Source organism: Kitasatospora sp. NPDC042419 (assembly GCF_056437345.1).
In genome coordinates, this window is sequence record NZ_JBWKAW010000041.1 from 18,162 (window position 1) to 43,542 (window position 25,381).

Below are 25,381 nucleotides of genomic sequence, written 5' to 3' on the forward strand. Positions count from 1 at the left end.
CCGGATGGCGCACCACACTAACGGCTCCGGATGACCGCTCCGTCCACGGTGTCCGTGCGAGCGGTGCGGGGGCGGTGGAGAAAGGGCCGGGAATGCGAAAGCGCCTCACCACCGGGGTGAGGCGCCTCTACGACGATGCGGATGTCCGGGCCGCGGTCGTCACCGCGGTCGTCGGGGGGTCGGGAGGGCTCCGGAGCGGTGACCGGGCCACGGGCCGGACCGGTCAGACGGCGCTCTTCTTGAGCCGGCGGCGCTCGCGCTCGGAGAGGCCGCCCCAGATGCCGAACCGCTCGTCGTTGGCCAGGGCGTACTCCAGGCACTCGGAGCGGACCTCACAGGCGAGGCAGACCTTCTTGGCCTCGCGGGTGGAGCCGCCCTTCTCCGGGAAGAAGGACTCGGGGTCGGTCTGGGCGCACAGCGCGCGCTCCTGCCAGCCGAGTTCCTCTTCCTCTTCGATGCCGTCACCGATCAACAGCTCAAAGAGCTCGCTCATGTGGCGCGCCTCCTCTGCCCCTATTGGCGTCCCCGTGGTTGCCGTTGCCTCGTGCGGCCGACGACACGAGTGAAATTACAGTTGCGTCACTCTGGCCCCGTCAAGCCGAGCTCTGGTATTGGGGCCAGGATTCACTCCCCGGCACCAAGCCGTTACGAATAGTGTACATAACCGGACACATCGGACTTGTCGCCCGATTGACCCGAAGGTTGATGAACCGTTCACAACCGGGGACCGAATGACATCCAGTCACCCTCACAGGCCGGTCATCGGGCTGCCTTCCCGGCGATCTTCCCATCGAAACATAGAGGGTGATTTATCACCCCATCGGGTAGTTCGTAGCCCATATCGCCCGAATGTCCGCTCTCCGGAGTTGACACCGCCCCTGCGGATGCGGTCTCCTTTCCCCTATGTCAGAGTTCGCCAGCCCCCGGAGCGGTTCCACGCTCCGCCGTGCCGTGAACTCCTGTTGTCGCCTCTGTTCCTGCCGCTGTATCTAGGCGCCCGCCGTCCCGCCGCGCGCCGCCCAGGAAGCACAGAGGCCGCCCGCGATTCCCGCCCCAGGACATCCCGGATCCGGCTGATCCCCTGACGAACCAGCCCTCCGAGGACGACTCCCGTGCGAATGATCCGCATCCGCAGGCGGAACCGCGACCGCAACAAGCTCGCCCGCCGCAGCCCCCTGGCCGCCCACCCCGTCACCCCGGTCACCCCGATCCGCCCGACCCGTGCCTGGGCCGACGGCCTCAGCGACGTCTCCATCGCCGGCGACCCGCTGGCCTTCCCGCACCTCGCCCGCACCGACCTGCCCAGCCACCCCACCACCGTCGCCGGCTACGCCCAGCTGGTCCGCGAGATCGCCGCCGACCGCTCCCGCTGGGAGCCCCTGGTCCGCTACGACGCGCTCACCCGCTGGTACGCCCGGCTGGAGACCGGCCCCGGCTACGAGGTGTGGCTGCTCAGCTGGCTGCCCGGCCAGAGCAGCGGCTTCCACGACCACGGCGAGTCCAACGGCGTCATGACCGTCGTCCGGGGCGAGCTCGTCGAGCGCTCACTCACGCACGCGGGCGAAGGGGCCCGGACGCTGCGCCCCGGCGGGCAGCGGGTCTTCTCCTCCGGCTACCTGCACGAGGTGGTCAACGGCACCCTGGAACCCGCCGTCTCCATCCACCTGTACACCCCCGGCCTGACCGCGATGAACCAGTACGGCGGCGCCGCCGTCCCCGAGCAGCACCCGCAGCAGCACCCGCAGGAGCAGGCCGAGGCCCACTGACCCGGGACCCCGGCGGCGGACGGTCGAGGGTCGGGCTGACGACCTGTCGGCGCGTGGCAGGATGGGCGCATGCGCATCGTGGCACTGGCAGGCGGGATCGGCGGAGCGCGTTTCCTGCGCGGACTCCGGGAGGCGATCGGTCCAGAGGACGAGATCACCGTCATCGGCAACACCGGTGACGACATCCACCTCTACGGACTGAAGGTCTGCCCCGACCTCGACACCGTGATGTACACCCTCGGCGGCGGCATCCACGAGGAACAGGGCTGGGGGCGCACCGACGAGACCTGGTCGATCAAGGCCGAGATGAAGGAGTACGGCGTCGGCCCCGAGTGGTTCGGGCTCGGCGACCGCGACTTCGCCACCCACCTCGTCCGCAGCCAGATGCTCACCGCCGGATACACCCTCAGCCAGGTCACCGAGGCGCTCTGCGTCCGCTGGCAGCCCGGCGTGCGACTGCTGCCGATGAGCGACGACCGGGTCGAGACCCACGTCAGGATCACCGACGAGCAGGGCACCCGGGCGATCCACTTCCAGGAGTACTGGGTCAGGCTGCACGCCGCCGTCGACGCCGAGGCGATCGTCCCGGTCGGCGCCGACACCGCCAAGCCCGCCCCCGGCGTGCTGGAGGCCATCGCCTCCGCCGACGTCATCCTCTTCCCGCCGTCCAACCCGGTCGTCTCGATCGGCACCATCCTCGCCGTGCCCGGCATCCGGGCCGCCGTGGCCGCCGCGCCCGCGCCCGTCGTCGGACTCTCCCCGATCATCGGCGGCGCACCCGTCCGCGGCATGGCCGACAAGGTGCTCGCCGCCGTCGGCGTCGAGGCCACCGCCGAGGCCGTCGCGCTCGACTACGGGAGCAGGACGGCGCCGCGGGACGGCACGGGCGAGGGCGGTGCCGGGCGGCGGGCCGGCCTGCTCGACGGCTGGCTGGTCGACACCGCCGACGAGGCCTCCGTCGCCGCCGTCGAAGCCGGCGGCATCGCCTGCCGGGCCGTCCCGCTGCTGATGACCGACGTCGCCGCCACCGCCGAGATGGCCCGGGCCGCCCTCGCGCTCGCCGAGCAGGTGCGCGCATGACCCTGCAGGTCCTCCCCGTCACCGGACTCCCCGAGATCGACGCCGACGCCGACCTCGCCGGGCTCATCGCCAAGGCCGCGGCGTACGAGGACGGCGACATCCTGCTCGTCACCTCCAAGGTGGTCAGCAAGGCCGAGGGCCGGCTGCTGCCGGCCGCCGACCGGGAGGCCGCGATCGACGCCGAGACCGTCCGGGTGGTCGCCCGGCGCGGCAGCGTCCGGATCGTCGAGAACCGCAACGGCCTGGTCATGGCCGCCGCCGGCGTCGACGCCTCCAACACCGCCCCCGGCACCGTCCTGCTGCTCCCCGAGGACCCGGACGCCTCGGCCCGCGCCCTGCGCGCCCGCCTCCAGCAGCTGACCGGCCGCCGGCTCGCCGTCGTCGTCACCGACACCTTCGGCCGCCCCTGGCGCTACGGCCTCACCGACGTCGCCATCGGCGCCGCCGGGCTGCCCGCCCTGGACGACCACCGGGGCCGCACCGACTCGCACGGCAACGAGCTGGCCCTCACCGTCACCGCCACCGCCGACGAACTCGCCGCCGCCGCCGACCTGGTGAAGGGCAAGGCCACCGGCACCCCGGTCGCCGTGGTCCGCGGCCTCGGCCACCTGGTCACCGCCGAGGACGGCGAGGGCGTCCGCCCGGTCGTCCGCCCGGCCGCCGAGGACATGTTCCGGCTCGGCACCTCCGAGGCGATCCGGCAGGCCGTCACCCAGCGGCGCACCGTCCGCGCCTTCACCCCAGAACCGGTCGACCCCGGCGCCGTCCGGCGCGCCGTCGCCGCCGCGGTCACCGCACCCGCGCCGCACCACACCACGCCCTGGCGGTTCGTCCTGCTGGAGACCCCCGGGGTCCGGACGGCGCTGCTGGACGCGATGCTCGCCGCCTGGCGCCGCGACCTCGCCGGGCTCGACGGCTGGGACGAGGAGAAGATCGCCCGCCGCACCGCCCGCGGCGACGTCCTGCGGGCCGCCCCCTACCTGGTCGTCCCCTGCCTGGTGATGGACGGCTCCCACGACTACCCGGACCCCCGCCGGTCCACCGCCGAGCGCGAGATGTTCACCGTCGCGATCGGCGCCGCCGTGCAGAACCTCCTGGTCACCCTCGCCGGCGAGGGCTACGGCTCGGCCTGGGTCTCCTCCACCATGTTCTGCCGCGACACCGTCCGCGAGGTGCTGGACCTCCCCGGGCACTGGGACCCGATGGGCGCCGTCGCCGTCGGCCACCCCGCCGAGGCCCCGCGCACCCGCCCGGAGCGCACCGCCGACGCCTTCATCGAGGTGCGGTAGCCGCACCGGGGGAGTCAGCCGTCCAGGTCGTCCGGCAGGAGCCGGAAGGCCTCGTGGTTGCTCAACGGCCGGATCGCACGGAAGTGCCGCCGGTCGACGGTCAGCACGGCGTCGGTGCGGAACTCGGCGGCCAGCGCAACGTTGACCGCGTCGGTCAGGCCGATGTTCAGCGCCGGGTACCTGCGCATCACAACCCTGGCTGCCGCCAGGTGTGAGGCGACCTCCGGCACCTCGAAACGGCCGACGGCGCACTTGTCGATCACGTCGTCGAGGATGCGCATCGCCCCGGCCGGACCGAGCGCCCTGGTGGCGAGGTAGTCCAGCTCCGCGAGCACCAGCGGCGAGACGACCAGGTGGCCCACGGTCCGCAGGGCCTTCCGGCAGGCGACGTGGTCGGGCTCGTCCCCCGCGTAGGCCGCGAGCAGGGCTCCGGTGTCCCCGACCACCGCGACCGCCGTCATTCGCCGAAGCCTTCCATGAGCCGGTCGAGGTCGGCCAGGATGCGCCCGCCGCCGCCGCCGATGACCGGCATGTCGTCGATCTCGTCCCCCATCGGGTCGGTCCGGAACCGGTACACCGGCTCGGCCAGGCCGGGCGGCACGATCGTCGCCACGTGGCGGCCGTCCTTGGTGACGGTGACCGTCTCGCCGCGCTCGACGGCTCCTATCACCTTGGCCGTCTGCTGGTTCAGCTCCCGCATGGTTGCTTCCATGCGGCCAGCGTACTACCACGTAGTACACCGCGTCCGGGATTCGGTCAGCGGTGGCGGTGGTCGTTGGGGGTGAGGCGCGGGCCGTAGCGGGGGGCGTGGGCGCCGGTGGAGACGAGCAGGCGGCAGAGCCGGTGGCGGTGCGGGCGGTACGGCTCCAGCAGGGCCAGCATCTGGGCGTCGTCGCTGCGCGGCCGGCCGGCCAGGGCCCAGCCGACCAGGTTGGGGAGGTGGAAGTCGCCGACCGAGACCGCGTCCGGATCCCCGTTGCTGCGCTGCAGGGTCTCGGCCGCCGTCCAGACCCCGATGCCCGGGACGGCCGTGAGGCGGGCGAACGCGGCGTCGTGGTCCAGCACCGAGGCCTCCTCCAGGCGGGGAGCCAGCCGGACGGCGCGCTGGACCGTCGCCGAGCGCTTCGGGTCCACCCCCGCGCGGTGCCACTCCCAGCTCGGCACCAGCGCCCACTCCCGGGCCGACGGCGCCACCCGCATGCCCTCGGCCGGGCCCGGCGCCACGGTCCCGAAGTCGAGCAGCAGGGTCCGCCAGGCCCGGTAGGCCTCCGAGGTGGTGACCTTCTGCTCCAGGATCGCCGGCACCAGCGACTCCAGGACCAGGCCGGTCCTGGTCAGCCGCACCCCCGCCGCGTGGCGCTGCGCGTCCCGGAGCGGGCCGGGCGGCAGCACCAGGCCCGCCGGGTCGTCCTCGGCACCGAGCAGCACGGGCAGCCGGTCCAGCAGCCATCCGGCACCCGGCCCCCAGGCGGTCGCCTCGACCGCCCCCTCGGACGGGCGGGCCAGCACCCGCAGCGTGCCGACGCCCGCCGGGGTGCGGGACGCCCGCCAGACCGCGCCGTCCCCGGTGGTCCGGTACGCCGGATCCGCGGGGCCGCGGCGCAGCGGGAGCAGGGTGCGGGCCGCGTCCAGCGGGAAGCCGGGACGCCAGCGGCGGGCGGCGCCGTCGGCCGTGGCGGCTGCGCCGTTCATCGCCGTGCACCTCCATCGCTCTCCCCCGACCATGGGGGTATGAACGATACGCGGCTGCCGGAGCTCTCCCCCGGGGACCAGAGCGCGGTGCGGGCGCTCTACCACCGGGCGCTGGAGGGGTGGAACCTGCGGGACGGCTCGGCGTTCGCCGGGCCCTTCGCGGTGGACGGGGAGGTGATCGGGTTCGACGGGACCCGGCACAGCGGGCGCTCGGCGATGGCCGCCGAGCTGGGCCGGGTGTTCGCGGACCACGCCACGCCGGAGTACGTCGCCAAGGTGCGGCGGGTGCGGGCGCTCGGCCCGGGGGTGGCGCAGCTGGACGCGGTGGCGGGGCTGGTGCAGGACGACGCGGAGGACCTCGACCCGGCGCTGAACGCGGTGCAGACCGTGATCGCGGTGAACGCGGGCGCGGGGTGGCGGATCGCGCTGCTGCAGAACACGCCGGCCCGGTACGACCTGCGGCCGGACCTCGCGCGGGCGCTGACGGCGGAGCTGCGGGAGCTGGTGCGGCGGGGGCCGGGGCCGGTGTAGCGCCCGCGCGGCCGCCGCCCGCACCGCCGCCCGCGCGCCCGGCGGGCCGGGGCGCGGACGGCGGCGGGGGCCGGCGTCGGGGCGTGGACGGGGCAGCGGGGTCAGCGGCCCTGCAGCTGGGCGGCCCGGGTGCGCAGGTCCGGCAGCAGCGGGTAGAGGGCCGCGCCGGGGCACTCGGTGTTGAAGCCGTCACGGTGACCGGAGACGGTGTCGAAGCTCACCCTCGTCCCCAGCGGGTAGCGGCTGGCGTTGGAGCCGGACACCAGCTGGGTACGGCCGGCGGCGTCCTGGTCGGTGAGGCCGAGCTTCCAGGCGGCGATCCCGGCGAGCCCTTCCAGCAGGGGCTGCGGCGGGACGTCGGTGACGTAGGTGCCGATCGCCGCGACCCCCGCCGAGTCGGTGTTGAAGCCCAGGGTGTGCGCGCCGTGCACCGGCAGGTCGGTGCCGCCGGCCCGGCCCTCGTAGACCGTGCCGCAGCGGTCGACCAGGAAGTTGTAGCCGATGTCCCGCCAGCCGTTGCCCTGCACGTGGTACTGGTAGATCGCCCGGATCACCCGGGGCGCGTCCGCGCACTCGTACGCGGTCGCCGTGGCGGTGTGGTGGACGAAGACCGCCCGGACCGCACCGGTGTACACGAAGTCCCGCTCGCGGATGGACTCGTCGGCGCCCCAGCCCGCCCGGGTGACGATCTCGGGCCGCGGCGCCTGGTGGCCGATCCGCCGGCCGCCCGGCGGATCGGCGGGCAGCACCCGGGCCGCGGTGGAGTCGGCGCCGTGCCCCGGGTCCACCAGGTCGACCCGCAGCCCGGCCGGCAGGCCCCCCGGGCCGGGGAGCACCTGGACGGCGACGCCGTCGCTCGGGCCGGTCCAGAGCGGTGCCGTGGCGCCGCGGGGAACACCGTCCGGGCTGTGCGGGACGCCGTCCGGGGCGTCCTCGCCGTCCGCCTCCAGCTCCTGCCAGCCGCTCCACACCCCGGTGGCCGCGTCCCTGGTGCGGACCCGGACGGTGCCGCCGGCCAGTGAGGTCGCGGGACCGTCCCAGCCGACGCCGAGCAGTTCGAACCGCGGGGTGGTGCGCGGCGAGAGGAGGTGACCGGCGGTCAGCGGCAGGGTGGTGACCGAGCCGCCGCCCGCCGACGTCCGGGTCCGGGCCGACGGATCGGCCGGAGCGGCGGCCGCCGCCGGCTGGAGGAGCAGGGCGGCGGTGCAGCCGGCGAGCAGGGCGGCGGGCAGGGCGGTGCGGACGGAGCCGGCGGGCCGGCGGGAGCGGCCGCCGGGGCTGCCGGAGCCGCCGGGGCCCGCAGGGCCGCCGTCGACCTCGGAACCGGCGGGGAGCGGACGGGAAGGGCCCGCGGGGCGAAGGGCCCTGAGGGAGCGGTAGGAGCGGAGGACGGACAGCGAGCGGCGGGAGGCGGGCAGGGCGGCCTGGAGAAAGATGCGCATAAACGGGATGTTCACCTCAAATCGGCCCACGCGCCACGCCGCCCCGCAGCTGCCCCGCCACCCCTCCCGGTCGTCCACCCGAAGGCCGTAGGCTGGGGCGCACCATGACTGCGCCTTTCGCTGCCGATGCCCAAACCCCCGTCGAGCTGCTGCACGCATTCCTGCGAGGTGGCACTCCCTCGGTCGACCCCGCGGCCCCGCTGGTCACCTTCTACGACGACGCCACCGGCGAACGGGTGGAACTGTCCGCCCGGACCTTCGACAACTGGGTGGCCAAGACCGCCAACCTGCTCCAGGACGAGCTGAACGCCGGCCCGGGCGACCGAGCCGCCCTGCTGCTCCCGGCCCACTGGCAGAGCGCCGTCTGGCTGCTGGCCTGTTGGTCCGTCGGAGTGGCGGCGGCTCCGGCCGGCGACCCGTCCGACGCCGACCTGGTGGTCAGCGGACCGGACGGCCTGGAGGCCGCCCACGCGTGCGAGGGCGAACGGGTGGCCCTCGCGCTGCGCCCGCTCGGCGGCCGGTTCCCGCAACGCCCGGACGGATTCCTGGACTACGCCGCCGAGGTCCCGGGCCAGGGTGACCGGTTCGCCCCGTACTCCCCCGTCACCCCGGACGCACCGGCGCTGGAGACCGCCGTCGACGGCCTGCCGCTGAAGCTGACCGGGGACCAGACCGTCCGGCTGGCCCGCGAGGGCGCGGCCCGGCTCGGGCTGCAGCCGGGCGACCGGGTGCTCTCCACGCTCTCGTACGACGACTGGACGGGCCTGGAGGCCGGCCTGCTGGCGCCGCTGGCGGCCGGCGCGTCCGTGGTCCTGTGCCGCAACTCGGACGGCCTGAGCGCCGAGCAGTGGGAGAAGCGGGTGGAATCCGAACGGGTGACACTGCGCCTCGGTTAACCCCCGGCCCGGGCTCGGCGGGTAGGGATCCCTGCCATGGCCGAGGATGACACCGAGCACCCCCCGACCGAGAACCCCGATGATCCGGACCCGGACGCTCCGGACACTCCGACCGCGCCCCGGCGACGGCGCCGGCGGTGGCTGATGATCACCGCCGGCGCCCTCGCCTTCCTGCTGGTCGCCTGCGGCACGCTGCTCTGGATCGCCTACCGCAAGCTCGACGGCAACATCCGGACCGACTCCACCACCGACCAGCTGCTGGCCCGGCTGGAAGCCGAACGTCCCAGCCGGACCGCCGGGGCCCGCGGCGCCGAGAACATCCTGCTGATCGGCAGCGACGACCGGACCGGCGCCAACGCCACCTACGGCGCGGTCGGCGGCCAGCGCTCGGACACCACGATCCTGCTGCACCTGGCGGCGGACCGGCACCACGCGACCGCCGTCTCCATCCCGCGCGACGTCATGGTGACCGTCCCCGCCTGCGAGAAGCCGGACGGCACCCGGAGCCGGCAGGGCCTGATGCAGTTCAACGCGGCCTTCGAGACCGGCGGACCGGCCTGCTCGATCCGGACCGTCGAGCAGCTCAGCGGCATCCGGATCGACCACTACGTGATCCTCGACTTCGCCGGGTTCAAGCGCATGGTGGACGCCGTCGACGGCGTCGAGGTGTGCGTCCCCCAGGCGATCCACGACAAGGACGCCAAGCTGGACCTGCCGGCCGGGCGGCACACCCTGCGCGGCGAGCAGGCGCTCGGCTACGTCCGGGCCCGGGAGACCCTCGGCGACGGCAGCGACACCCAGCGGATGGGACGTCAGCAGCAGTTCATGGCCGCGCTGATCCGCAAGGTGCAGTCGCAGGACGTCCTGCTCAACCCCACCAAGCTGTGGCCGGTGCTGGACGCGGCCACCTCCTCCGTCCGGGCCGACAGCGGACTCTCCTCGCTCGGCGCGCTGTACGACCTGACCCAGGACCTGCGCGGCATCCCCTCCTCCGACGTGGTGTTCCTGACGGCGCCGCGCCGGCCGTACCGGTTCGACTCGGACCGGGACGAGTTCGTGCAGCCGCAGACCACCCAGCTGTTCACGGCGCTGCGGGACGACCGGCCGGTGACCGTGCGGCCGCCGGGGTCGACCCCCTCGGCGGGGGCCTCCCCGTCGGCGAGCGCCCTCCCGACGGGGGAGCCGTCGGACGGGCCGTCGGGCGGACCGTCCGACGGGCCGTCGACGGGGCGCCCGGACGCCACGGCGGCGGGTCCGGCGGGCTCCGCTCCGGCGTCCCGTCCGGCGTCCGGCCCGACGGGCGGGGCCGGACGGACGGCCGGCGCCTCGCCGACCGCCACCGCTCCCCCGTCCTTCGAGGGCCGGACCGCCGACGTGGACGCCTGCACCGTGCATTGACCTCGGGTCAGATCACCTTTTCGTACACGGATAATGGTCCTCGCAGGTTCTCCCCGGGAATTCCCAGGAGTCGATTCACCTGCGGAATTCCCCGTGGCCGGACATGGCGGATATCACACCAGGAACAATTCCCCCACCCGGCTCGTCTAGGGTGTCCGAGTCGGTCGCGCAATTCGCGAACCGACCACCGGACCGGTCGGAGGGAGGGGATACCCGTGCAGCAGGACAGCCAGGACGTCGACCCCGCCGACCAGTGGGTGCTCGACCCGGAGACCGGCCAGTACCGCCTCGACCCGGCCGCCGGCATCCCCGCCCAGCGCCGCCGCGCCCACCCCGGGACCGCCGGAACGGGGACGGCGGGGACGACCGGTACCGGCGGGACGGCCGCGACCGTCCCCCACCAGGCCCGGACCGGCGGCCGGGCCGCCCACCGCCGGGCGGGTGCGAAGAAGCGCAACCGCCGGCGACGGCTGCTGAAGTGGACCGGCGGGATCGGCGCGCTGGTCCTGGTGGCCGGCTGCGGCGGCGCCTACTACGCGTACCAGCACTTCAACAACAACATCACCGCCGTCAAGGTGCAGCTGGGCGACGAGGCGGAGCGGCCCAAGGCGGTGCCCGGCGACGCGCTCAACATCCTGGTCATCGGCACCGACAGCCGGGAGGGCCTGGGCCGCCAGTACGGCGACGAGGGCAGCACCGGGCACGCCGACACCACCATGCTGTTCCACGTCGCCAAGGACCGCAGCAATGCGACCGCGATCAGTATTCCGCGCGATCTGATGGTGGAAGTACCGGAGTGCCAGAGCGCGGACGGAAAGAAGATCCCCGGCTCCACCCGCACGATGTTCAACAACAGCCTGGGCCAGGAGGGCCGTGACCCCGGCTGCACCTGGAAGACCGTCGAGAAGCTGACCGGGATACGCGTCGACCACTTCGTGATGGTCAACTTCGAGGCCGTGAAGACGCTTTCCACCGCCGTCGGCGGCGTCGAGGTGTGCGCGGCCAAGGACATCGACGACCCCGACTCGCACCTGAAGATGAGCAAGGGCCGGCACGTCGTCCAGGGCGACGAGGCGCTGGCCTTCGTCCGCACCCGGCACGACGTCGGACTGGGCGGCGACCTCACCCGGATCCCGCTCCAGCAGCAGTTCATCAGCTCGATGATCCGCTCGGTCAAGAGCAGCGACACGCTGACCAACCCGGCCAAGCTCTGGAAGCTCGCGGACGCCGCCACCAAGGCGCTCACCGTCGACTCCGGGATCGGCAGCGTCGACAAGCTGAAGGACCTCGCGCTGGACCTCAGCAAGGTCGACACCGAGCACATCACCTTCACCACGGTGCCGGTGGTCGACGATCCGGCGGACGAGAACCGGCTGGTGACCAAGCAGCCGGACGCCGGACAGCTGTTCTCGATGATCGGGAACGACCGGTCGCTGACCGGGACGGCCGCGCCGGCCCCCGCGGCCCCGGACGGCGGCGCCGCGGCCGCCCCCTCCGCCGCCGCCCCCGCGACCACCCCCGCCCCCGCGAGCGCCGCGCCGGCCGCCCCGGCGGTCGACGCGAAGGACGTGCGGGTGACGGTGCGCAACGGCACCGGGGCACCGGGCCAGGCACAGCAGACCGTCGACCGGCTCCAGGTCCGGGGCTTCGCCAAGGCCGCGACCGGCGCCAACGCCACCGCCACGCCGACCACCACGGTCTCCCACCCGGCCGGGAAGGCCGCCGAGGCGGCCGCGCTGGCCGCGGCGCTGGGCCTGCCGGCCGACGCCGTCAGGGCCGACCCGAAGGCGGGCCCGAAGGACGGGCTGGTGGTGGTGCTCGGCAAGGACCTGCCGGCGGCCCAGTCCCAGACCCAGGCCCCGAGCGCGGTGCCGACCGAGGCCCCGAAGGACCTCCAGCGGGTCCAGGCGGACGACACCGACGTCTGCGCGAAGTAGCGCCGCCGGGGGCTGCCGGGGCGGCCGCGTCAGGGCTGCCGGGGCTCCTCCAGCTCTTGGGGCTCCTCGGGCTCTTGGGGCTCCTCGGACTCCTCGGGCTCCCGGGGGGCGAGCACCCCGTCGGTCTCCCGGTACTCCTCGCCCGTGCGCGGGCAGCGCCAGCGGCCCTCGCCGTCCGGCTCCAACGGCTCACCGGCCCGGCCGACCCACTTGATCCGGCGGGCCGGGACACCGGCCACCAGCGCGAAGTCCGGGACGTCCCGGTGCACCACCGCACCGGCGGCGACCAGCGCCCAGCGGCCGACCGTCACCCCGGCGACCAGGACGGCGCGGCCGCCGATCGAGCAGCCCCGCCGGAGCGTCACCCCGCGGGCGTGCCAGTCCTCGCCGCGCTTGAGCCGTCCGTCGACGTCCACCGAGCGCGGGTAGAGGTCGTTGGTGAGCACCGCCGCCGGGCCGACGAACACGCCGTCCTCGACCACCGCCGGCTCGTAGACGAGCGCGTGGTTCTGGAGCTTGACCCGGTCGCCGATCCGCACGCCCGGGCCGACGTAGGCGCCCCGGCCGATGATGCAGTCGGCGCCGATCACCGCGTCCTCGCGCACCTGGGCCAGGTGCCAGACGGTGGTGCCGGCGCCGAGCACCGCCCGGTCGTCGACGTCGGCGCTGGCCTCGACCCGGGCAACGGCGGCGGACCCGCCCTCGACTGTCCCCATGGCGCCCGACGATAGCGCCGGGCAGGGGGACGGGAGGGCGGGTCCGCGGGATTGGCCGGATCGCCGTCGGGCGCACCGCGCACCGGATGGCGCGCCGGGTGCCGGGGGCGCGGGTCAGCGGTGCTCGGCGACCACGTTCCCGGAGGACGGGGCGCGGCTGCCGATCACCTTGCGGGCCAGCGAGCGCGGCGAGGTGAGGAAGCCGAAGCCCCAGCTGAGGTGCATGGTGGCGAAGGCCACCGGAAGCATCGCCTTGGCCCTGACGGAGAGGCCGCGCCCCTCGACCAGCGCGCCGCCGATGATGCCGAGCAGGTAGGCGCCGGGCAGCGCGAGGAAGCCGGGGTGGACGGCCGCGCCGAGCACCAGCCCGAGCACCACGCCCAGGAAGGCGGTCGGCGGGGCGAGGTAGCGGAGGTTGACCGAGCCCCGGTGGTAGCGGGTGACCACCCGGCGCCAGCGGCCGTAGTCCTTGTACTGCTTGGCCAGCGCCCGGATGCTGGGCCGGGGCCGGTAGGTGACGCGCAGCTGCGGGGTGAACCAGACCAGGCCGCCGTCCTGCCGGATGCGGTAGTTCAGCTCCCAGTCCTGGGCGCGGACGAACTCCTCGTTGTAGCCGCCGAGCCGCTCCAGCACCTCGCGCCGGAACACCCCGAGGTAGACGGTGTCCGCCGGGCCGGCCAGGCCGCCGGTGTGGAAGGCCGCGTTGCCTACCCCTATCTTGGAGGTCATCGCGGCGGCGACCGCGTTCTCCCACTCGGTCTCGCCCTCGGCGTGCATGATGCCGCCGACGTTGGCGGCCTCCATCTCGCCGAGCAGCCGGACCGCCGTGGTGATGTAGCCCGGGGTCAGCAGGCCGTGCCCGTCGACGCGGACCACTATCGGGTGGCTGGAACCGCGGATCGCGGCGTTCAGCCCGGCGGGCGTGCGGCCGGTGGGGTTCTCCACGGTCCGTACCCGCGGGTCCTCGGCGGACAGTTCGGCGGCGATCTGCGCGGTGCGGTCGGAGGACGGACCGAGGGCGATCACCACCTCCATCGGGCCGGCGTACTCCTGGTCCAGGATGTGCCGGACGGCCGTACGCAGGTGTCGTTCCTCGTTGAGCACCGGCATGATCACGGAGACCGCCGGCAGCTCCTCAGCAGCCTTGGTGTTCATCGGGGCCAACCGTACCGGTGAGGGTGGGCCGCCGTCTTGTCCCGGTCTGGGGGGCTCCGCCCGCCTCGCGGTCCGGAGCTGCCGGAGGAACGTTTCAGCGATCGGGGCCCACCGTACTCCCCGGCCACGGCGCGCCCTCACCCGGCCCGGTGGAGGCCGCCCCTACCATCCGAGAGATGCCCGTCTCCCCCCTCTCCACCCGGCCCGGGGCCCTGCCCCGAGGGCGCCGTCCATGGCCCCGCAGGCTGGCCGCAGGCGTCGCCCTGAGCATCCTCGTCACCTCCGGCGGCGGCTGGGCACTCCTGCACGGCATCGGTTCGATCGACCGGGTCGACGCCTTCAGCAACGACCTCGCCCGACCGGCCGACGACGGCTCCACCACCTTCCTGGTGGTCGGCACGGACGAGCGCGACGGCATCCCGGAGCGGACCCTCAAGGACGTCCTGCACGCCGGCGGCGGGTCCTGCCACTGCACGGACACGATGATGCTCGTCCAGCTCTCCGGGGACGGCTCCCGGGCCAGCGTGATCAGCATCCCGCGCGACTCCTACGTCGACATCCCCGCCCACCGGGACCAGGCCACCCGCAAGGAGGTCCCGGCCGCCAAGGGCAAGATCAACGCCGCGTACGGGCTGGGCGGCCCGCAGCTGGCCGTCGCCACCGTCGAGCAGAACACCGGGCTGCGGATCGACCACTACCTGCAGGTGAACTTCGCCGGGTTCGTCTCCGCCGTGGACGCCGTCGGCGGCGTGCGGGTGTGCACCGCCAAGCCGCTCAAGGACGAGTACTCCGGGCTCGACCTGCCCGCCGGCACCAGCACCCTGGACGGCGCGGGGGCGCTCAAGTACGTCCGGGCCCGCCATGTGGACGGCAGTTCCGACCTGGGCCGGATGCACCGGCAGCAGAAGCTCGTCGCCCAGCTGCTGCACCAGCTGACCAGCGGCGGCACCCTGCTCAACCCGGTCCGGCTGGCCCGGGTGACCGACAGCGTGCTCGGCTCGGTCAAGGCCGACAAGGGGCTCACCGCGGACGACATGATCACCCTGGCGACGCGGATGAAGGACCTCACGGCCGGGCGGGCCGACTTCGCGACCGTACCGCTGGCCGTGGTGGACCACCCGGTCGCCGGGTGGGGCTCGACGGTGCTCTGGGACCGGGCCGGGGCCCGGGCGCTGTTCGACGCGGTCCGGGAGGGGCGGCCGCTCGCCGGGACGGCCGCCTCCGCGACGCCGTCCGGCCTGCCCGCGGTGGCACCGACGGCGGTGGCACCGACTGCGATGGCGCCGACGACCGGGCCGGCCGTCCTGCCGGAGCAGGTGCACGTCCAGGTGTTCAACGCGGCGGGGATCGCGGGGCTGGGCGCCCGGGCCGACGCCGAGCTGCGGCGGGCCGGGTTCGCGACCACCGGGGCGCCGTCCAACGCCCCGGTCGGGACGGCGGGCGGGCGGACGGTGATCCGGTACGACCCGCGCTGGGCCGAGTCGGCACGGACGCTGGCCGGTGCGCTGCCGGAGGCCGAGCTGACGCCGGTCCCGGGGCTGGGGCCGACCCTCCAGGTGTACGCGGGCACGGACTACCCGGCGGGCGGGAGCCCGGCACCCGGCCCGTCGGCGAGCCCGTCGGCGGCGGCGCCGGCGCCCCCGGCACCCGGTACGGGGAGCGCGGCGGGCACGGCGGGTGCGGCGGCCGGTGCGGCTGGTGTGGCGGGTGCAGGGGCCGGGGCGGGTGCGGGCTCGACGGTGGCCGATGCGGGGGCGGGGCGGGCGAGCGACATCATCTGTCCGTGAGCGGGGGCAAGGCGGGGGCGGGTCGGGACCGAGCCGCTGCCGGGCAGCGCGGGCAGCAGACCGACCGGCCGCGGGAAGACAGGCGGGCGGGGACAGGCAGTCAGACCGCAGGGGCAGGGTGCGTGTCGGCACCCTGCCCCCGGGTCGGACGTCCCCCGGTCCCCCGACCCGGGGGACGTCCTCAGCCGGTCCCGTCCTGGATCAGTCCGTCGCGATCGCCGCGAGGACGTTCATCCGCCCGGCCCGGAAGGCCGGGACGAGGGCGGCCAGCAGGCCGATGACCACCGAAGCGGCCAGCGTGATGGCGATCGTCCCGACCGGGACGGCGAGCGCCTCCAGGCCCTGCGTCCTGAGCACCTGCTGGCCGGTGATCCCCCAGGCCAGGCCGAGGCCGGTGCCGAGGACCGCGCCGAACAGCGCGATCACCACGGACTCCAGGCGGATCATCCGGCGCAGCTGGCGGCGGGAGAGCCCGATCGCCCGGAGCAGGCCGATCTCGCGGGTCCGCTCGACCACCGAGAGCGCCAGGGTGTTGACCACGCCGAGCACCGCGACCACGATCGCCAGGCCGAGCAGGCCGTAGATCATGTAGAGCAGGGTGTTGACCTGCTCCTGGACGAGTTCCTTGTAGCCGGCCTGGTCGCGGACGGAGGCCTGCGGGTACTCCTTGAGCGAGTCCTCCAGCGCGGTCAGCGTCTTGGCGACGTCCGCCCCGGTGGCGGCCTTGCCGAAGAGCACGGCGTCGACCGGCAGGTCGGCGGCCGGGATCGCCTTGGCCACGGTGCCGAGGTCGGCGAAGGTGGAGCCGTCGAAGAGCGAGTTGCCCTTCGTCATGACGACCCCGACCGGGAGCGACTGCGTGCGGCCCTTGCCGTAGTCGATCCGGACGGTGTCGCCGACCTTGAGGCCGTGCTCCTTGGCGTAGTCCTCGCCGACGGCCAGCGAACCCTGCTTGAGGGAGTCGGCGGCGCCGGTCTGGACCGGCAGGCGGAAGTCGTCGGCGAAGGAGGAGGAGACCGCGGAGATGCCGTCCTCCTTGGTCTTGCCGTCCGGCGTGGTGAAGATCGCCGGCAGGAACTTCTGCTCGGTGACGTGGTCCACGCCCGAGGTCTTCCGCACCGCGTCGACCATGGCCGGGGTGATGCCGGTCTGCCCGGCCGAGATGATGTAGTCGGCGCCCACCGAGCGGTCGATCTGCTGGTTGGTGGACTCGATCACCGAGGAGGTGAACACCGAGGCGCCGATCACCAGCGCCAGCCCGATCATCAGCGCGGCGGCCGTGGCGCCGGTCCGGCGCGGGTTGCGCATCGCGTTGCGCTGGGCGAGCTTGCCGGACGGGCCGAACAGCGAGGGCAGGAACGCCCCCAGCACCCGTACCAGGGTGGTCGCCAGCAGCGGGCCGAGGACCACGAAGCCGACCAGGGTCAGGAACACTCCCAGGCCCAGGTACTGGCCGCCGGTGGCCGCCTTCTCGGCCTTGGCCGCCAGGACCAGCAGGCCGCCGCCGCCCACCGTCAGCGCCAGGCCGAGGACCGCGCGGACGGTGTTGGAACGGGCCTCGGCCGGGGTCCCGTGGTCGCGCAGGGCGGCGATCGGCGCGATCCGGCTGGCCCGGCGGGCCGGGATCCAGGCCGCGAGCACGGTGATCACGATGCCCACCGCGTACCCGGCGAGCGGGACGTTCAGCCCGATCTTCAGGTCCGAGGCGCTGAGGTGCATGCCGACGGCGTTCATCAGCTCGATCAGGCCGACCGCCAGGCCGAGGCCGGCGCCGATGCCGAGCGTCGATCCCACCGCGCCGAGCAGCAGGGCCTCCACCAGCACCGAGCGGTTGACCTGGCGGCGGCTGCCGCCGACGGCGCGGAGCAGGCCGATCTCCCGGGTGCGCTGGGCGACCAGCATCGAGAAGGTGTTGATGATCAGGAAGCCGCCGACCAGCAGCGAGACGCCGGCGAACCCGAGCATGGCGTACTTCATGAAGTCGAGGAAGGACCCGACGTCCTTGGCCCCCTCCTCCTTCTGCTCGGCGGCCGTCTTGGCCTGGTAGCCGGCGCCGAGCTTGGCGAGGGCGTCGGCCTTGAGCTGCTCGTCGGTGCGGCTGCCGTCGCCGAACAGCTCGACGGAGGTGTAGGCGGCCTGCCCGAGCAGGAGGCTCTGCGCCGTCCGGGTGTCCAGGAAGGCCAGCGCCGCGCCCGGGTTGGTGGTCTTGAAGGTGACGATGCCGACGATGGTGAAGTCGTGCTTCTCGTTGGTGAGCACGCGCAGCTTGCCGCCGAGGGCGAGGCCGGCCTTCTTCGCCGTGTCGGCGTCGAGGATGACCTGGTCGGCACCCTGCGGCGCGTGGCCCGAGGTGATCTCGACCGGGCTGCGCGGGGTCTCCACCCAGTTGCCGGTGAGCGTCGGGGCGCCGGTGGTCGGGCCGACCTTCTTGTTGGTGGCCGGGTCGACCAGGACGGCGTTCTGGACGGTGACCTGGCCGATGGCGGACTTCACGCCGGGAACGGCGGAGACCTTCTGGACGGTGTCGACGGGTATCGTCCGCGCCTTGCCCCGGGCGTCGTCCTCGTCGCCGAACTCGCTCTTGGCGGGCTGGACGGCGAGGTCGGAGGCGGTCGAGGCGAAGAGCTTGTCGAAGGTGCTGGTCGCGGTGTTCGAGAACACCAGCGTCCCGGAGACGAAGGCGACCGACAGCACGACCGCGATGAGCGAGAGCAGCATCCGGCCCTTGTGGGCGAAGAAGCTCCTGAGTGACGTCTTGAGCAGCATGGTCCGGTGTCCCCCGCGCTCAGCTGGTGCGCTTGCCGTCGAAGCGGCGCATGCGCTCCAGGACGGAGTCGGCGGTCGGGGCGTACATCTCGTCGACGATCACGCCGTCGGCGAGGAAGAGCACTCGGTCCGCGTAGCCGGCGGCGACCGGGTCGTGGGTGACCATGACGATGGTCTGGCCCAGCTCGTCGACCGAGCGGCGCAGGAAGGCGAGCACCTCGGCGCCGGAGCGCGAGTCGAGGTTGCCGGTGGGCTCGTCCCCGAAGATGATCTCGGGGCGCGCGGCCAGCGCCCGGGCCACCGCGACGCGCTGCTGCTGGCCGCCGGAGAGCTGGGTCGGGCGGTGCTTGAGGCGGTCCGCCAGGCCGACCGTCTCCACCACGCGGTCGAGCCAGGCGCTGTCCGGCTTGCGGCCGGCGATGTCCATCGGGAGCGTGATGTTCTCCAGCGCGTTCAGCGTCGGGAGCAGGTTGAACGCCTGGAAGATGAAGCCGATCTTGTCCCGGCGCAGCTTGGTGAGCTGCTTGTCCTTCAGGCCGGTGACCTCGGTCTCGCCGATCCAGATCCGCCCCGCGCTGACCGTGTCCAGGCCGGCCAGGCAGTGCATCAGGGTCGACTTGCCGGAGCCCGAGGGCCCCATGATCGCGGTGAACCGGCCGCGCTGGATGTCGACGTCGACCGAGTCCAGGGCGGTCACCCTCGTCTCGCCCGAACCGTAGGCCTTGGTCACCTGACGCGCCGAGGCGGCGACGGCGGAGCTCCCGCCGGGAAGCTGGGGGTCGTACACGGCTGCTGCTGCCGTCGTCACTTGCGTCTCCTAAGAAGTGGGCCCACCCGTTGCCCCCCAGCCTCGTCTTCACCACCGGCCCTGCGACATCGCGCAGGGGATAGTTCTCGACCGGGAGTCAGCCCCACCCTCCCGGTGAACCGGAGACCCGGGCCCGACCGAAGCGGGCCCGTATCGGACGGGCGAGGACATGAACCACGTTAGGAGCGGGGACCCACCGCCCTCGTCATCCGACGGGAGGAAGCGTTCCAACCGTAGTTGTACGGGGCGCGGCACCCCTCCCCCTAGGGGTAGCAGCACCCCTCCTCAGGGTGGGCCCGTACGGGAACGTTCCTGACGGCGCGTCAGCGCCGTCGGTTCGCGCCCGCACGGGCCGCGGCAGTGGGCCCGGAGCGCCCGGTCAGGACGCCAGGACCGGTGCGGCGAGCCGCTCCAGGGCCGTCGCGAACGCGTCCACCACCGGGCGGAGGAGCACGTCCGTCTCGCGCTCGATCACGGTGGCGCCGTCATCCCTGACGGTGATGTGGCGGTCGAGCACGAACCAGCCCTGGGTGATGTGACCGGCCCCCATCGAGCTCAGCACCGGGCGCAGCGCGTAGTCCACCGCCAGCACGTGCGCGGTGGAGCCGCCGGTGGCGAGCGGCAGGACGGCCTTGTCCCGGAGCGCGAACTGCGGCAGGACGTCGAGCAGCGTCTTGAGCAGGCCCGAGTACGCGGCCTTGTAGACCGGGGTGCCGATCACCACCCCGTCCGCCTGGGCGAACAGCTCCAGGGCGGCCACTATCTCGGGATGCGAGAAGTCGGCGGAGAGCAGCGCGTGCGCGGGCAGGCTGCGCACCTCGAAGGGCACGACGTGGTGCCCGCGCGCCTCCAGCTGCGCGTCGACGTGGCGCAGCAGCCGGGCGGTGCGGGAGGTGGCGGACGGGGAGCCGGAGACGGACAGGACGGTGGCCATGGGTTCACCTCGGGGAGGAAGCGGGCGGGACTGCGGGCGGCACGGCACCTCGGCGGCACCGGGCCCACCGGCCCGGCGGCGGGCCGGACGGGGCGGGCCGGGCGGGCAGCGGTCAGCGCGCTGCGCGGGCAGCGTCGGGAAGGGGGGAGAGACGAGGAGTGAGTGCTGGGTTCGACGGGCGCGCGTCAGCCACAACAGAGCGAACAGGACACACGCAGAAGGTCGACGTGGCGCCGACGCGTGAGAGTCCATCGCTGATCCATGGCATTCATGCAAACACGCAGCGTTCCGGGCGGTCAAGGATCGTCCCGGCAGCCGAACACCAGGTGAGACGGACGGTGAGACGGCCGGTGCGGCGGGTGGCGGGCCGGGGGCCGCGCGGACGGTGCCGCGGGGGCGGCCGGTGCACGGTGGGCGAACGGCCGGTGCGCGGCGGGCCGGTGGCGCGCGGCGGCGGTCCGGGCACCCGGCGCACGCCCGGCCGGGACCATGCCGCGGAACGATCCGGCGCGTGCATCAAAACTGCTACAAGGGTCCTGGTGAGGGCCCCGGGGGGAGTCACCGTACCCCGCGTCGGGCATCCTCTCCCACATGAACACGTGGCAGGAGGGCCGCCCCGGCGGCGGCGGGAACCCGTACGGCAGCGGCAACGGTGGCGGTGGCGGCGCGTACGGGCACGGCGGTGGCGGCACCGCGGCCGAGCCGCCGCTGCCCTCCTCGCTGAACCCGCGCGGGCCGGGCGCCCCGGCGCCCCGGCAGCCCCAGCCGCCGCAGTCCCCGCCCCGGCAGCACGGGCAGCCGGGGGGCGGCGGGCAGCCGCCCGCACCCGGGTACGGGCCCTCCCAGGGCTACGGCCCGCCCCAGCAGTACGGGCAGCCGGGTGCGCAGCCCGGCGCGCGGCCCGGGGTGCCCGCGCAGGGGACGCCCGGCGGCCCCGGCCCCGGCGCACCCGGTGGCCCCGGCACGCCCGGGGGGCCGATAGCCCCCGGCGGCACCCAGCCGCCCTCAGCCGCCCGCCCGTCGCGCTGGCCCCGGCGCCGGATCGTCAAGTGGTCGGTCTTCGGCGTCCTGATCGCGATGATGGTCACCGCCGTCTCCACCTGGTTCTGGGCGGACTCCAAGCTCAACCACGAGAACGTGCTCGCCGACTACCCCGGGCGCCCCGCCGCGGGCAAGGGCACCAACTGGCTGATCGTCGGCTCCGACAGCCGCAACGGCCTCTCCGACTCCCAGGAGGAGGACCTGCACACCGGCCACGCGGGCGGCAAGCGCAGCGACTCCATGATGATCCTGCACGTCGGGGACAACGGGAACACCCTGATGAGCATCCCGCGCGACTCGTGGGTGCCGATCCCGGACCACCCGGGCGACAACGGCAAGACCGTCAAGTCCGCCCCGGCGAAGATCAATTCGGCCTTCGCGATCGGCGGCGGCAAGCTGCTCGCGCAGACCGTCGAGCTGAACACCGGCATCCGCATCGACCACTACGCCGAGATCGGCTTCGCCGGCTTCGTGGGCATCGTCGACTCGGTCGGCGGCGTGGACATGTGCATCGACCAGGACGTCAAGGACAAGGACTCCGGCCTCGACCTCAAGGCCGGCTGCCAGACCCTCAGCGGCACCCAGTCGCTGGCCTTCGTCCGCCAGCGCCACCAGATGGCCGACCAGGACCTCGGCCGGATGCGCAACCAGCAGAAGTTCCTGGGCGCCCTGGCCAAGCAGGCCGCCTCCCCCGTCACCGTGCTCAACCCGTTCACGTTCTACCCGCTGGTCTCCTCCGGCCTCGGCACCCTGATCGTCGACGAGGACGCCGGACTGACCGACCTCGGCTCGCTGTTCCTCGCCATGAAGGACGTCAACGGCGGCGGCGGCAAGAGCATCACCGTGCCGATCGCCAACCCGGACTTCAGGACCAGCACCGGGGAGTCGGCGGTCAAGTGGGACACCGCCAAGGCGAAGCAGGTCTTCGACGCCTTCAAGAACGACGCGGCCGTGCCGGACGTCAAGTGACCGCGGGTCCTGCGTGACCCGCCGTAACACCGCCGACACAATGGGTGGATGTCTCTCGTCACCGCGCTGATCCACCGCCGCCGCCACCGTCTCCTGGGCCGCCTGGTCCAGGAGGCGCTCGCCGTCTACGGGATGGAGGTGCCGGCCGCCGCCGAGATCGGGCCGGACCTGATCGTCTTCCACCGCGGCTTCGGCACCGTCCTGCACCCGTACACCACGCTCGGCGCCGGCGTGACGCTGTACAACGGCGTGACCGTCGGGCGGGCCGACCCCTGGGTGCCGCAGGAGCAGAGCCCGATGCGGCGCGTGGTGGTCGAGGACGGCGCGGTGCTCTGCGCGGGCGCCAAGGTGATCTGCAAGGAAGGCGTGCTGACCGTGGGCGCCGGCACCGTCGTCGGCGCCAACGCCGTGCTCACCCGCTCCACCGGCCCGGGCGAGGTCTGGGCCGGGGTCCCCGCCCGGAAGGTGGGGATGCGGGCGGGGTGGCCGGGGAAGGCGCACGCGGCCCCGCGGCCGCAGCCGGTGGCGGGAGGCTGAGCGGGGCCTCGGGCGGGGCCCCGGAGGGCTCCGGCGGGCCCCGGACGGGGCTCCGAACGGATCTCCGGGCACCCGGGCGGCTCCGGGTGCGGGGCAGGGCGGTGCGGGGCTCCGACGGGGCTCAGGGGACGACGATCTGCGGGAGGTGACCCGTGGCGCACTCCGCGTACCGCTGGACCGGCTCGCCCTCCCCGCCGCACCCCTCGGTCTCGCCGGCGAAGCCGTAGTGGATCTCCGGCCCGCCGCCGTCGGCCCACCAGGCGTCCGCGAGGTGCACCACGAGGGTCGCCGGGCGGTGCGGCTCCGGGCGCTCCAGGACGAGCTCGCGGAGGGTCTCCCCGGGCCGGAACGTGACCACCGTCTCGCTGGTCCGGATCCGCGCCCGGCCCTCCTCCCGCTCGCAGGCCCAGTAGGCGGCCACCTTGACGTCCAGCCGGCCCCCGACGCCGCCCTCGCCCGGCCGGACGTACTCCTCGTCGGGCACCCAGCGGGCGTGGTTGCGGATGTCGTCCGGGCCGAACCACTCCGCCCAGGTGATCCAGTACCCGGCGACGCGCTTGAGCGTCATGCCCTCGCGCACGATCCGCACCGGGATGCGGGTCAGGTTCGCCGGCTCGTCGATGAGCACCACCCGGCCCTGGCGGTCGACACGGGAACGGCTGTGCGCCTCGAAGGACAGGACGGTCACCCGCTCGAACGTCACCTCGGCGTCGTCCTTGCGCCGGCCCGACTGACTCATGGGTGAACCACCTTGCCGAATAGCTGAGTTGATCTCGCCCGCGGGCACCCGGAACCGGATTCCGCCCGCGCCAGGGCAGCATACGGTGCACGCACGGTCGCGATGGGTGATTCCGGCGAACCCGCCCGAACCGGCCGACACGCGGCTATCCTGCGCGTGCACACCATGTGGAAGGGATCGGTCCCCGATGGGCGAAGCACACTGGCGGGAGCTCCACCGGGAGCCCGTCCACAGCGCCTTCGGGCGCGGCACGGACCGGGTCACCTTCGCCCTGCCGGACGGCCGGGAGGGCGTCTACCACCTCGCGAACGAGTACTCGGCCGCGACCGTCGTCGCACTGACGGCCGACCGGCGGATCCTGCTCACCCGGCAGTTCAGGCCCGGCCCGCGGGCCCTGCTGTACGAACTGCCGGGGGGCGTGGTGGAGCCCGGGGAGGCGCCGGAGGACGCCGCGGCCCGCGAGCTCGCCGAGGAGACCGGCCACCGGGGCACCGTCGAACTCGCGGCCGCCGCCTGGCACGACGCCTACTCCAACGCCCGCCGCTACGCCTTCGTCGCCACCGACTGCACCCCGACGGCCCGGCTCGCGCCCGACCGCAACGAGTTCATCGAGGTCGTGTCGATGGACCTGGAGGAGTTCAGGGCCACCGTGCTGCGGCGCGGGCTGCTCACCGACGTCGGCCCGGCCTACCTGGGCCTGGACCACCTCGGACTGCTCTAGGGCGTGTTTCGGGGCGTCCGGGCGGGCGGCGGCCGGGTGCTCCGGCGTCCGCTCAGGTCTCCCGTCCTGCCGCGCGAAGGCGCCGTTCGGCCTCGGTGTTCGCGTCGGCGCCCGCGCCGGCACTCGTGGTGAAGAGCACCCGGAGCGGCGCTCCCGCGCCGGGGGCGGGGGCGACCGCGTCCAGGATCCGCAGGAGCAGGGCGAGTTGGCCGTCGGGCTCGTCGGCGAGGAGCGACTCGGCGGCGGTGACGAGGATCAGCAGGCCGTCGGCCGCGGCGTCGCCGGGCGGGTGGAGCGCGTCGCCGAGGCACTCCTCGAAGGCGTCCCAGTTGTGGCCGAAGTAGCCGGGGAACGCCAGCGCGTGGGCCCACTCGGCGAACAGCGCGGGCCTGCTGCGGCAGCGTTCGCCCCGGACGAGCCCGAGCCGTGGGGCGCCGGCGGCGAACCCTGCCCAGGGCCGGCCCGGCAGGAGGTCCCACCGGGCCGGGCCGAACACGTCACCGCCGCCGCCACCGCGTCCGGACGGGGCGGAGACGGCGGCGCTCACGTCAGCAACCCTCCGAGATCTCGCGGAAGTTGCCGTAGTGGTCGGAGGTGTACCAGACCTGCACGGTGGCCTCGTCGCGGACCAGGCGCTCGGCGTCGCGGTGGGTGGTGGGCGCGGGGCGGGGGTTGACGTCGTACTCGTGGTAGGCACCGCCGGACGGGAGGTCGCCGCTGCGGTTGCCGTAGGGGTTGCCGCCGCGGATGAACTCCGGGCCGGGGATGCGGAAGTCGACCGGGCGGGGGTTGGTGGGCCAGCCGATGCCCTCCCAGATGCGGCAGGCGCGTTCGACCTGCTCCGGGAGGGCGTCGACGGGGAGCGGGGGCCGGAGGACCGCGCGGGTGGCGGCGGGGGCCGGGGCGGCCCAGGCCTGGGTGGGGACGACGGGGCAGGCGAGGGCGAGGACCAGGGCGGCCCCTGCCAGGCGGCGGAGGGTCATGACGTACCCGTTTCGGTGCGGTGGGGCGTATGCAGAGAAGGGGTACCGCGCGGGAGCCGGGGCGCGGCGGGGGACGCGCCGGGGCCGGACCGGTGCCCACCCGTTCGGGTGACGGAGGCGGACACCGGCCCGGGACGGGACGGCGGGCCGGCCGGACGGCCCGTGGCAGGATCGGGCGGACGTTCCCCACCACT

General features: G+C 74.2%; 25 protein-coding genes. 11 read left to right on the plus strand and 14 right to left on the minus strand.

Going from position 1 to position 25,381, the window contains the following annotated elements:
* Positions 1 to 223: 223 nt before the first annotated feature.
* Entirely contained in the window at positions 224 to 493 is a 270-nt protein-coding gene (locus AC067J_RS40065; RefSeq protein ID WP_030310813.1) for a WhiB family transcriptional regulator, read from the minus strand.
* Positions 494 to 1,112: 619 nt separating this feature from the next.
* Between AC067J_RS40065 and AC067J_RS40070 the strand changes: the two genes are divergently transcribed.
* The 3 genes from AC067J_RS40070 to AC067J_RS40080 all read left to right on the plus strand — a co-directional run bounded on the left by AC067J_RS40070 (position 1,113) and on the right by AC067J_RS40080 (position 4,135).
* Positions 1,113 to 1,766, plus strand: a complete 654-nt coding sequence (locus AC067J_RS40070; RefSeq protein ID WP_478307733.1) for a cysteine dioxygenase — start codon at positions 1,113 to 1,115, stop codon at positions 1,764 to 1,766.
* A 69-nt stretch (positions 1,767 to 1,835) separates the two neighbouring features.
* Positions 1,836 to 2,846 carry a 2-phospho-L-lactate transferase gene (gene cofD, locus AC067J_RS40075; RefSeq protein ID WP_478307734.1) on the plus strand — a complete coding sequence of 337 codons (1,011 nt, stop codon included), beginning with the start codon at positions 1,836 to 1,838 and terminating at the stop codon, positions 2,844 to 2,846.
* On the plus strand, positions 2,843 to 4,135 hold the full coding sequence (locus AC067J_RS40080; RefSeq protein WP_478307735.1) for a coenzyme F420-0:L-glutamate ligase: 1,293 nt from the start codon (positions 2,843 to 2,845) through the stop codon (positions 4,133 to 4,135). Before cofD ends, AC067J_RS40080 begins: the two co-directional genes overlap by 4 nt.
* Positions 4,136 to 4,149: 14 nt before the next feature.
* On the opposite strand, the gene AC067J_RS40085 is transcribed toward AC067J_RS40080, so the two are convergent.
* The 3 genes from AC067J_RS40085 to AC067J_RS40095 are packed head-to-tail and all read right to left on the minus strand — an operon-like array spanning position 4,150 to position 5,827.
* Complete coding sequence (locus tag AC067J_RS40085; protein ID WP_478307736.1) at positions 4,150 to 4,596, minus strand: PIN domain-containing protein; 447 nt, start codon at positions 4,594 to 4,596, stop codon at positions 4,150 to 4,152.
* The gene (locus AC067J_RS40090; RefSeq protein WP_478307737.1) at positions 4,593 to 4,847 is read right to left on the minus strand and encodes a type II toxin-antitoxin system Phd/YefM family antitoxin; all 255 of its coding nucleotides are present in this window, start codon (positions 4,845 to 4,847) and stop codon (positions 4,593 to 4,595) included. Before AC067J_RS40090 ends, AC067J_RS40085 begins: the two co-directional genes overlap by 4 nt.
* Before the next feature lie 44 nt (positions 4,848 to 4,891).
* On the minus strand, positions 4,892 to 5,827 hold the full coding sequence (locus AC067J_RS40095) for a DNA-3-methyladenine glycosylase family protein (protein WP_478307738.1): 936 nt from the start codon (positions 5,825 to 5,827) through the stop codon (positions 4,892 to 4,894).
* Positions 5,828 to 5,866: 39 nt separating this feature from the next.
* Between AC067J_RS40095 and AC067J_RS40100 the strand changes: the two genes are divergently transcribed.
* A complete protein-coding gene (locus AC067J_RS40100) occupies positions 5,867 to 6,358 on the plus strand; it encodes an SgcJ/EcaC family oxidoreductase (protein ID WP_478307739.1) in 492 nt (163 codons plus the stop codon).
* A gap of 101 nt (positions 6,359 to 6,459) precedes the next feature.
* On the opposite strand, the gene AC067J_RS40105 is transcribed toward AC067J_RS40100, so the two are convergent.
* Positions 6,460 to 7,800: a peptidoglycan recognition protein family protein gene (locus AC067J_RS40105; RefSeq protein WP_478307740.1), complete on the minus strand. Its 1,341-nt coding sequence runs from the start codon at positions 7,798 to 7,800 to the stop codon at positions 6,460 to 6,462.
* Positions 7,801 to 7,904: 104 nt separating this feature from the next.
* Here AC067J_RS40105 and AC067J_RS40110 point away from each other — a divergent pair, with 104 nt between their 5' ends.
* The 3 genes from AC067J_RS40110 (at position 7,905) to AC067J_RS40120 (ending at position 12,031) form a co-directional block, all read left to right on the plus strand.
* Positions 7,905 to 8,696 (plus strand): TIGR03089 family protein, encoded by a 792-nt coding sequence (locus tag AC067J_RS40110; RefSeq protein WP_478307741.1) that lies wholly within the window; start codon positions 7,905 to 7,907, stop codon positions 8,694 to 8,696.
* Between the two features lie 36 nt (positions 8,697 to 8,732).
* Positions 8,733 to 10,094, plus strand: a complete 1,362-nt coding sequence (locus AC067J_RS40115; RefSeq protein ID WP_478307742.1) for an LCP family protein — start codon at positions 8,733 to 8,735, stop codon at positions 10,092 to 10,094.
* Positions 10,095 to 10,309: 215 nt separating this feature from the next.
* A complete protein-coding gene (locus AC067J_RS40120) occupies positions 10,310 to 12,031 on the plus strand; it encodes an LCP family protein (protein ID WP_478307743.1) in 1,722 nt (573 codons plus the stop codon).
* A 29-nt stretch (positions 12,032 to 12,060) separates the two neighbouring features.
* Here the strand turns inward: AC067J_RS40120 and AC067J_RS40125 are convergent, their stop codons facing one another.
* The gene (locus tag AC067J_RS40125; protein WP_478307744.1) at positions 12,061 to 12,747 is read right to left on the minus strand and encodes an acyltransferase; all 687 of its coding nucleotides are present in this window, start codon (positions 12,745 to 12,747) and stop codon (positions 12,061 to 12,063) included.
* A gap of 114 nt (positions 12,748 to 12,861) precedes the next feature.
* Entirely contained in the window at positions 12,862 to 13,902 is a 1,041-nt protein-coding gene (locus AC067J_RS40130; protein WP_478307745.1) for a glycosyltransferase family 2 protein, read from the minus strand.
* Between the two features lie 176 nt (positions 13,903 to 14,078).
* Here AC067J_RS40130 and AC067J_RS40135 point away from each other — a divergent pair, with 176 nt between their 5' ends.
* A complete protein-coding gene (locus AC067J_RS40135) occupies positions 14,079 to 15,689 on the plus strand; it encodes an LCP family protein (protein WP_478307746.1) in 1,611 nt (536 codons plus the stop codon).
* A gap of 201 nt (positions 15,690 to 15,890) precedes the next feature.
* Here AC067J_RS40135 and AC067J_RS40140 read toward each other — a convergent pair whose 3' ends face one another.
* The 4 genes from AC067J_RS40140 to AC067J_RS40155 form a co-directional block, all read right to left on the minus strand.
* The gene (locus AC067J_RS40140; RefSeq protein WP_478307747.1) at positions 15,891 to 18,455 is read right to left on the minus strand and encodes an ABC transporter permease; all 2,565 of its coding nucleotides are present in this window, start codon (positions 18,453 to 18,455) and stop codon (positions 15,891 to 15,893) included.
* A 19-nt stretch (positions 18,456 to 18,474) separates the two neighbouring features.
* The gene (locus AC067J_RS40145; RefSeq protein ID WP_478307748.1) at positions 18,475 to 19,263 is read right to left on the minus strand and encodes an ABC transporter ATP-binding protein; all 789 of its coding nucleotides are present in this window, start codon (positions 19,261 to 19,263) and stop codon (positions 18,475 to 18,477) included.
* 379 nt (positions 19,264 to 19,642) lie between these two features.
* Positions 19,643 to 20,197 (minus strand): NADPH-dependent FMN reductase, encoded by a 555-nt coding sequence (gene ssuE, locus AC067J_RS40150; RefSeq protein WP_478307749.1) that lies wholly within the window; start codon positions 20,195 to 20,197, stop codon positions 19,643 to 19,645.
* A gap of 185 nt (positions 20,198 to 20,382) precedes the next feature.
* Positions 20,383 to 20,469 carry a putative leader peptide gene (locus AC067J_RS40155; protein WP_355403890.1) on the minus strand — a complete coding sequence of 29 codons (87 nt, stop codon included), beginning with the start codon at positions 20,467 to 20,469 and terminating at the stop codon, positions 20,383 to 20,385.
* A 319-nt stretch (positions 20,470 to 20,788) separates the two neighbouring features.
* On the opposite strand from AC067J_RS40155, the gene AC067J_RS40160 reads away from it, so the two are divergent.
* Both AC067J_RS40160 and AC067J_RS40165 read left to right on the plus strand, forming a co-directional pair.
* On the plus strand, positions 20,789 to 22,207 hold the full coding sequence (locus AC067J_RS40160) for an LCP family protein (RefSeq protein ID WP_478307750.1): 1,419 nt from the start codon (positions 20,789 to 20,791) through the stop codon (positions 22,205 to 22,207).
* A 48-nt stretch (positions 22,208 to 22,255) separates the two neighbouring features.
* Positions 22,256 to 22,744: an LbetaH domain-containing protein gene (locus tag AC067J_RS40165; RefSeq protein ID WP_478307751.1), complete on the plus strand. Its 489-nt coding sequence runs from the start codon at positions 22,256 to 22,258 to the stop codon at positions 22,742 to 22,744.
* A 121-nt stretch (positions 22,745 to 22,865) separates the two neighbouring features.
* On the opposite strand, the gene AC067J_RS40170 is transcribed toward AC067J_RS40165, so the two are convergent.
* Positions 22,866 to 23,483 (minus strand): hypothetical protein, encoded by a 618-nt coding sequence (locus AC067J_RS40170; RefSeq protein ID WP_478307752.1) that lies wholly within the window; start codon positions 23,481 to 23,483, stop codon positions 22,866 to 22,868.
* Between the two features lie 187 nt (positions 23,484 to 23,670).
* On the opposite strand from AC067J_RS40170, the gene AC067J_RS40175 reads away from it, so the two are divergent.
* The gene (locus tag AC067J_RS40175; protein ID WP_478307753.1) at positions 23,671 to 24,204 is read left to right on the plus strand and encodes an NUDIX hydrolase; all 534 of its coding nucleotides are present in this window, start codon (positions 23,671 to 23,673) and stop codon (positions 24,202 to 24,204) included.
* 52 nt (positions 24,205 to 24,256) lie between these two features.
* On the opposite strand, the gene AC067J_RS40180 is transcribed toward AC067J_RS40175, so the two are convergent.
* A complete protein-coding gene (locus tag AC067J_RS40180; RefSeq protein ID WP_478307754.1) occupies positions 24,257 to 24,751 on the minus strand; it encodes a barstar family protein in 495 nt (164 codons plus the stop codon).
* Position 24,752: 1 nt separating this feature from the next.
* Complete coding sequence (locus tag AC067J_RS40185) at positions 24,753 to 25,187, minus strand: ribonuclease domain-containing protein (RefSeq protein ID WP_478307755.1); 435 nt, start codon at positions 25,185 to 25,187, stop codon at positions 24,753 to 24,755.
* Positions 25,188 to 25,381: the final 194 nt, after the last annotated feature.

What these genes read in the sequence shown, in the direction of transcription:
- AC067J_RS40115 (WP_478307742.1), top strand. Translation starts at nt 8,733, where the DNA reads ATGGCCGAGGATGACACCGAGCACCCCCCGACCGAGAACCCCGATGAT.
- AC067J_RS40135 (WP_478307746.1), top strand. Translation starts at nt 14,079, where the DNA reads ATGCCCGTCTCCCCCCTCTCCACCCGGCCCGGGGCCCTGCCCCGAGGG.
- AC067J_RS40175 (WP_478307753.1), top strand. Translation starts at nt 23,671, where the DNA reads ATGGGCGAAGCACACTGGCGGGAGCTCCACCGGGAGCCCGTCCACAGC.
- AC067J_RS40125 (WP_478307744.1), bottom strand. Translation starts at nt 12,747, where the DNA reads ATGGGGACAGTCGAGGGCGGGTCCGCCGCCGTTGCCCGGGTCGAGGCC.
- AC067J_RS40140 (WP_478307747.1), bottom strand. Translation starts at nt 18,455, where the DNA reads ATGCTGCTCAAGACGTCACTCAGGAGCTTCTTCGCCCACAAGGGCCGG.
- AC067J_RS40065 (WP_030310813.1), bottom strand. Translation starts at nt 493, where the DNA reads ATGAGCGAGCTCTTTGAGCTGTTGATCGGTGACGGCATCGAAGAGGAA.
- AC067J_RS40185 (WP_478307755.1), bottom strand. Translation starts at nt 25,187, where the DNA reads ATGACCCTCCGCCGCCTGGCAGGGGCCGCCCTGGTCCTCGCCCTCGCC.
- cofD (WP_478307734.1), top strand. Translation starts at nt 1,836, where the DNA reads ATGCGCATCGTGGCACTGGCAGGCGGGATCGGCGGAGCGCGTTTCCTG.
- AC067J_RS40130 (WP_478307745.1), bottom strand. Translation starts at nt 13,902, where the DNA reads ATGAACACCAAGGCTGCTGAGGAGCTGCCGGCGGTCTCCGTGATCATG.
- AC067J_RS40110 (WP_478307741.1), top strand. Translation starts at nt 7,905, where the DNA reads ATGACTGCGCCTTTCGCTGCCGATGCCCAAACCCCCGTCGAGCTGCTG.
- AC067J_RS40160 (WP_478307750.1), top strand. Translation starts at nt 20,789, where the DNA reads ATGAACACGTGGCAGGAGGGCCGCCCCGGCGGCGGCGGGAACCCGTAC.
- AC067J_RS40165 (WP_478307751.1), top strand. Translation starts at nt 22,256, where the DNA reads ATGTCTCTCGTCACCGCGCTGATCCACCGCCGCCGCCACCGTCTCCTG.
- AC067J_RS40105 (WP_478307740.1), bottom strand. Translation starts at nt 7,800, where the DNA reads ATGCGCATCTTTCTCCAGGCCGCCCTGCCCGCCTCCCGCCGCTCGCTG.
- AC067J_RS40095 (WP_478307738.1), bottom strand. Translation starts at nt 5,827, where the DNA reads ATGAACGGCGCAGCCGCCACGGCCGACGGCGCCGCCCGCCGCTGGCGT.
- AC067J_RS40155 (WP_355403890.1), bottom strand. Translation starts at nt 20,469, where the DNA reads ATGAATGCCATGGATCAGCGATGGACTCTCACGCGTCGGCGCCACGTC.
- AC067J_RS40080 (WP_478307735.1), top strand. Translation starts at nt 2,843, where the DNA reads ATGACCCTGCAGGTCCTCCCCGTCACCGGACTCCCCGAGATCGACGCC.
- AC067J_RS40170 (WP_478307752.1), bottom strand. Translation starts at nt 23,483, where the DNA reads ATGAGTCAGTCGGGCCGGCGCAAGGACGACGCCGAGGTGACGTTCGAG.
- ssuE (WP_478307749.1), bottom strand. Translation starts at nt 20,197, where the DNA reads ATGGCCACCGTCCTGTCCGTCTCCGGCTCCCCGTCCGCCACCTCCCGC.
- AC067J_RS40085 (WP_478307736.1), bottom strand. Translation starts at nt 4,596, where the DNA reads ATGACGGCGGTCGCGGTGGTCGGGGACACCGGAGCCCTGCTCGCGGCC.
- AC067J_RS40100 (WP_478307739.1), top strand. Translation starts at nt 5,867, where the DNA reads ATGAACGATACGCGGCTGCCGGAGCTCTCCCCCGGGGACCAGAGCGCG.
- AC067J_RS40090 (WP_478307737.1), bottom strand. Translation starts at nt 4,847, where the DNA reads ATGGAAGCAACCATGCGGGAGCTGAACCAGCAGACGGCCAAGGTGATA.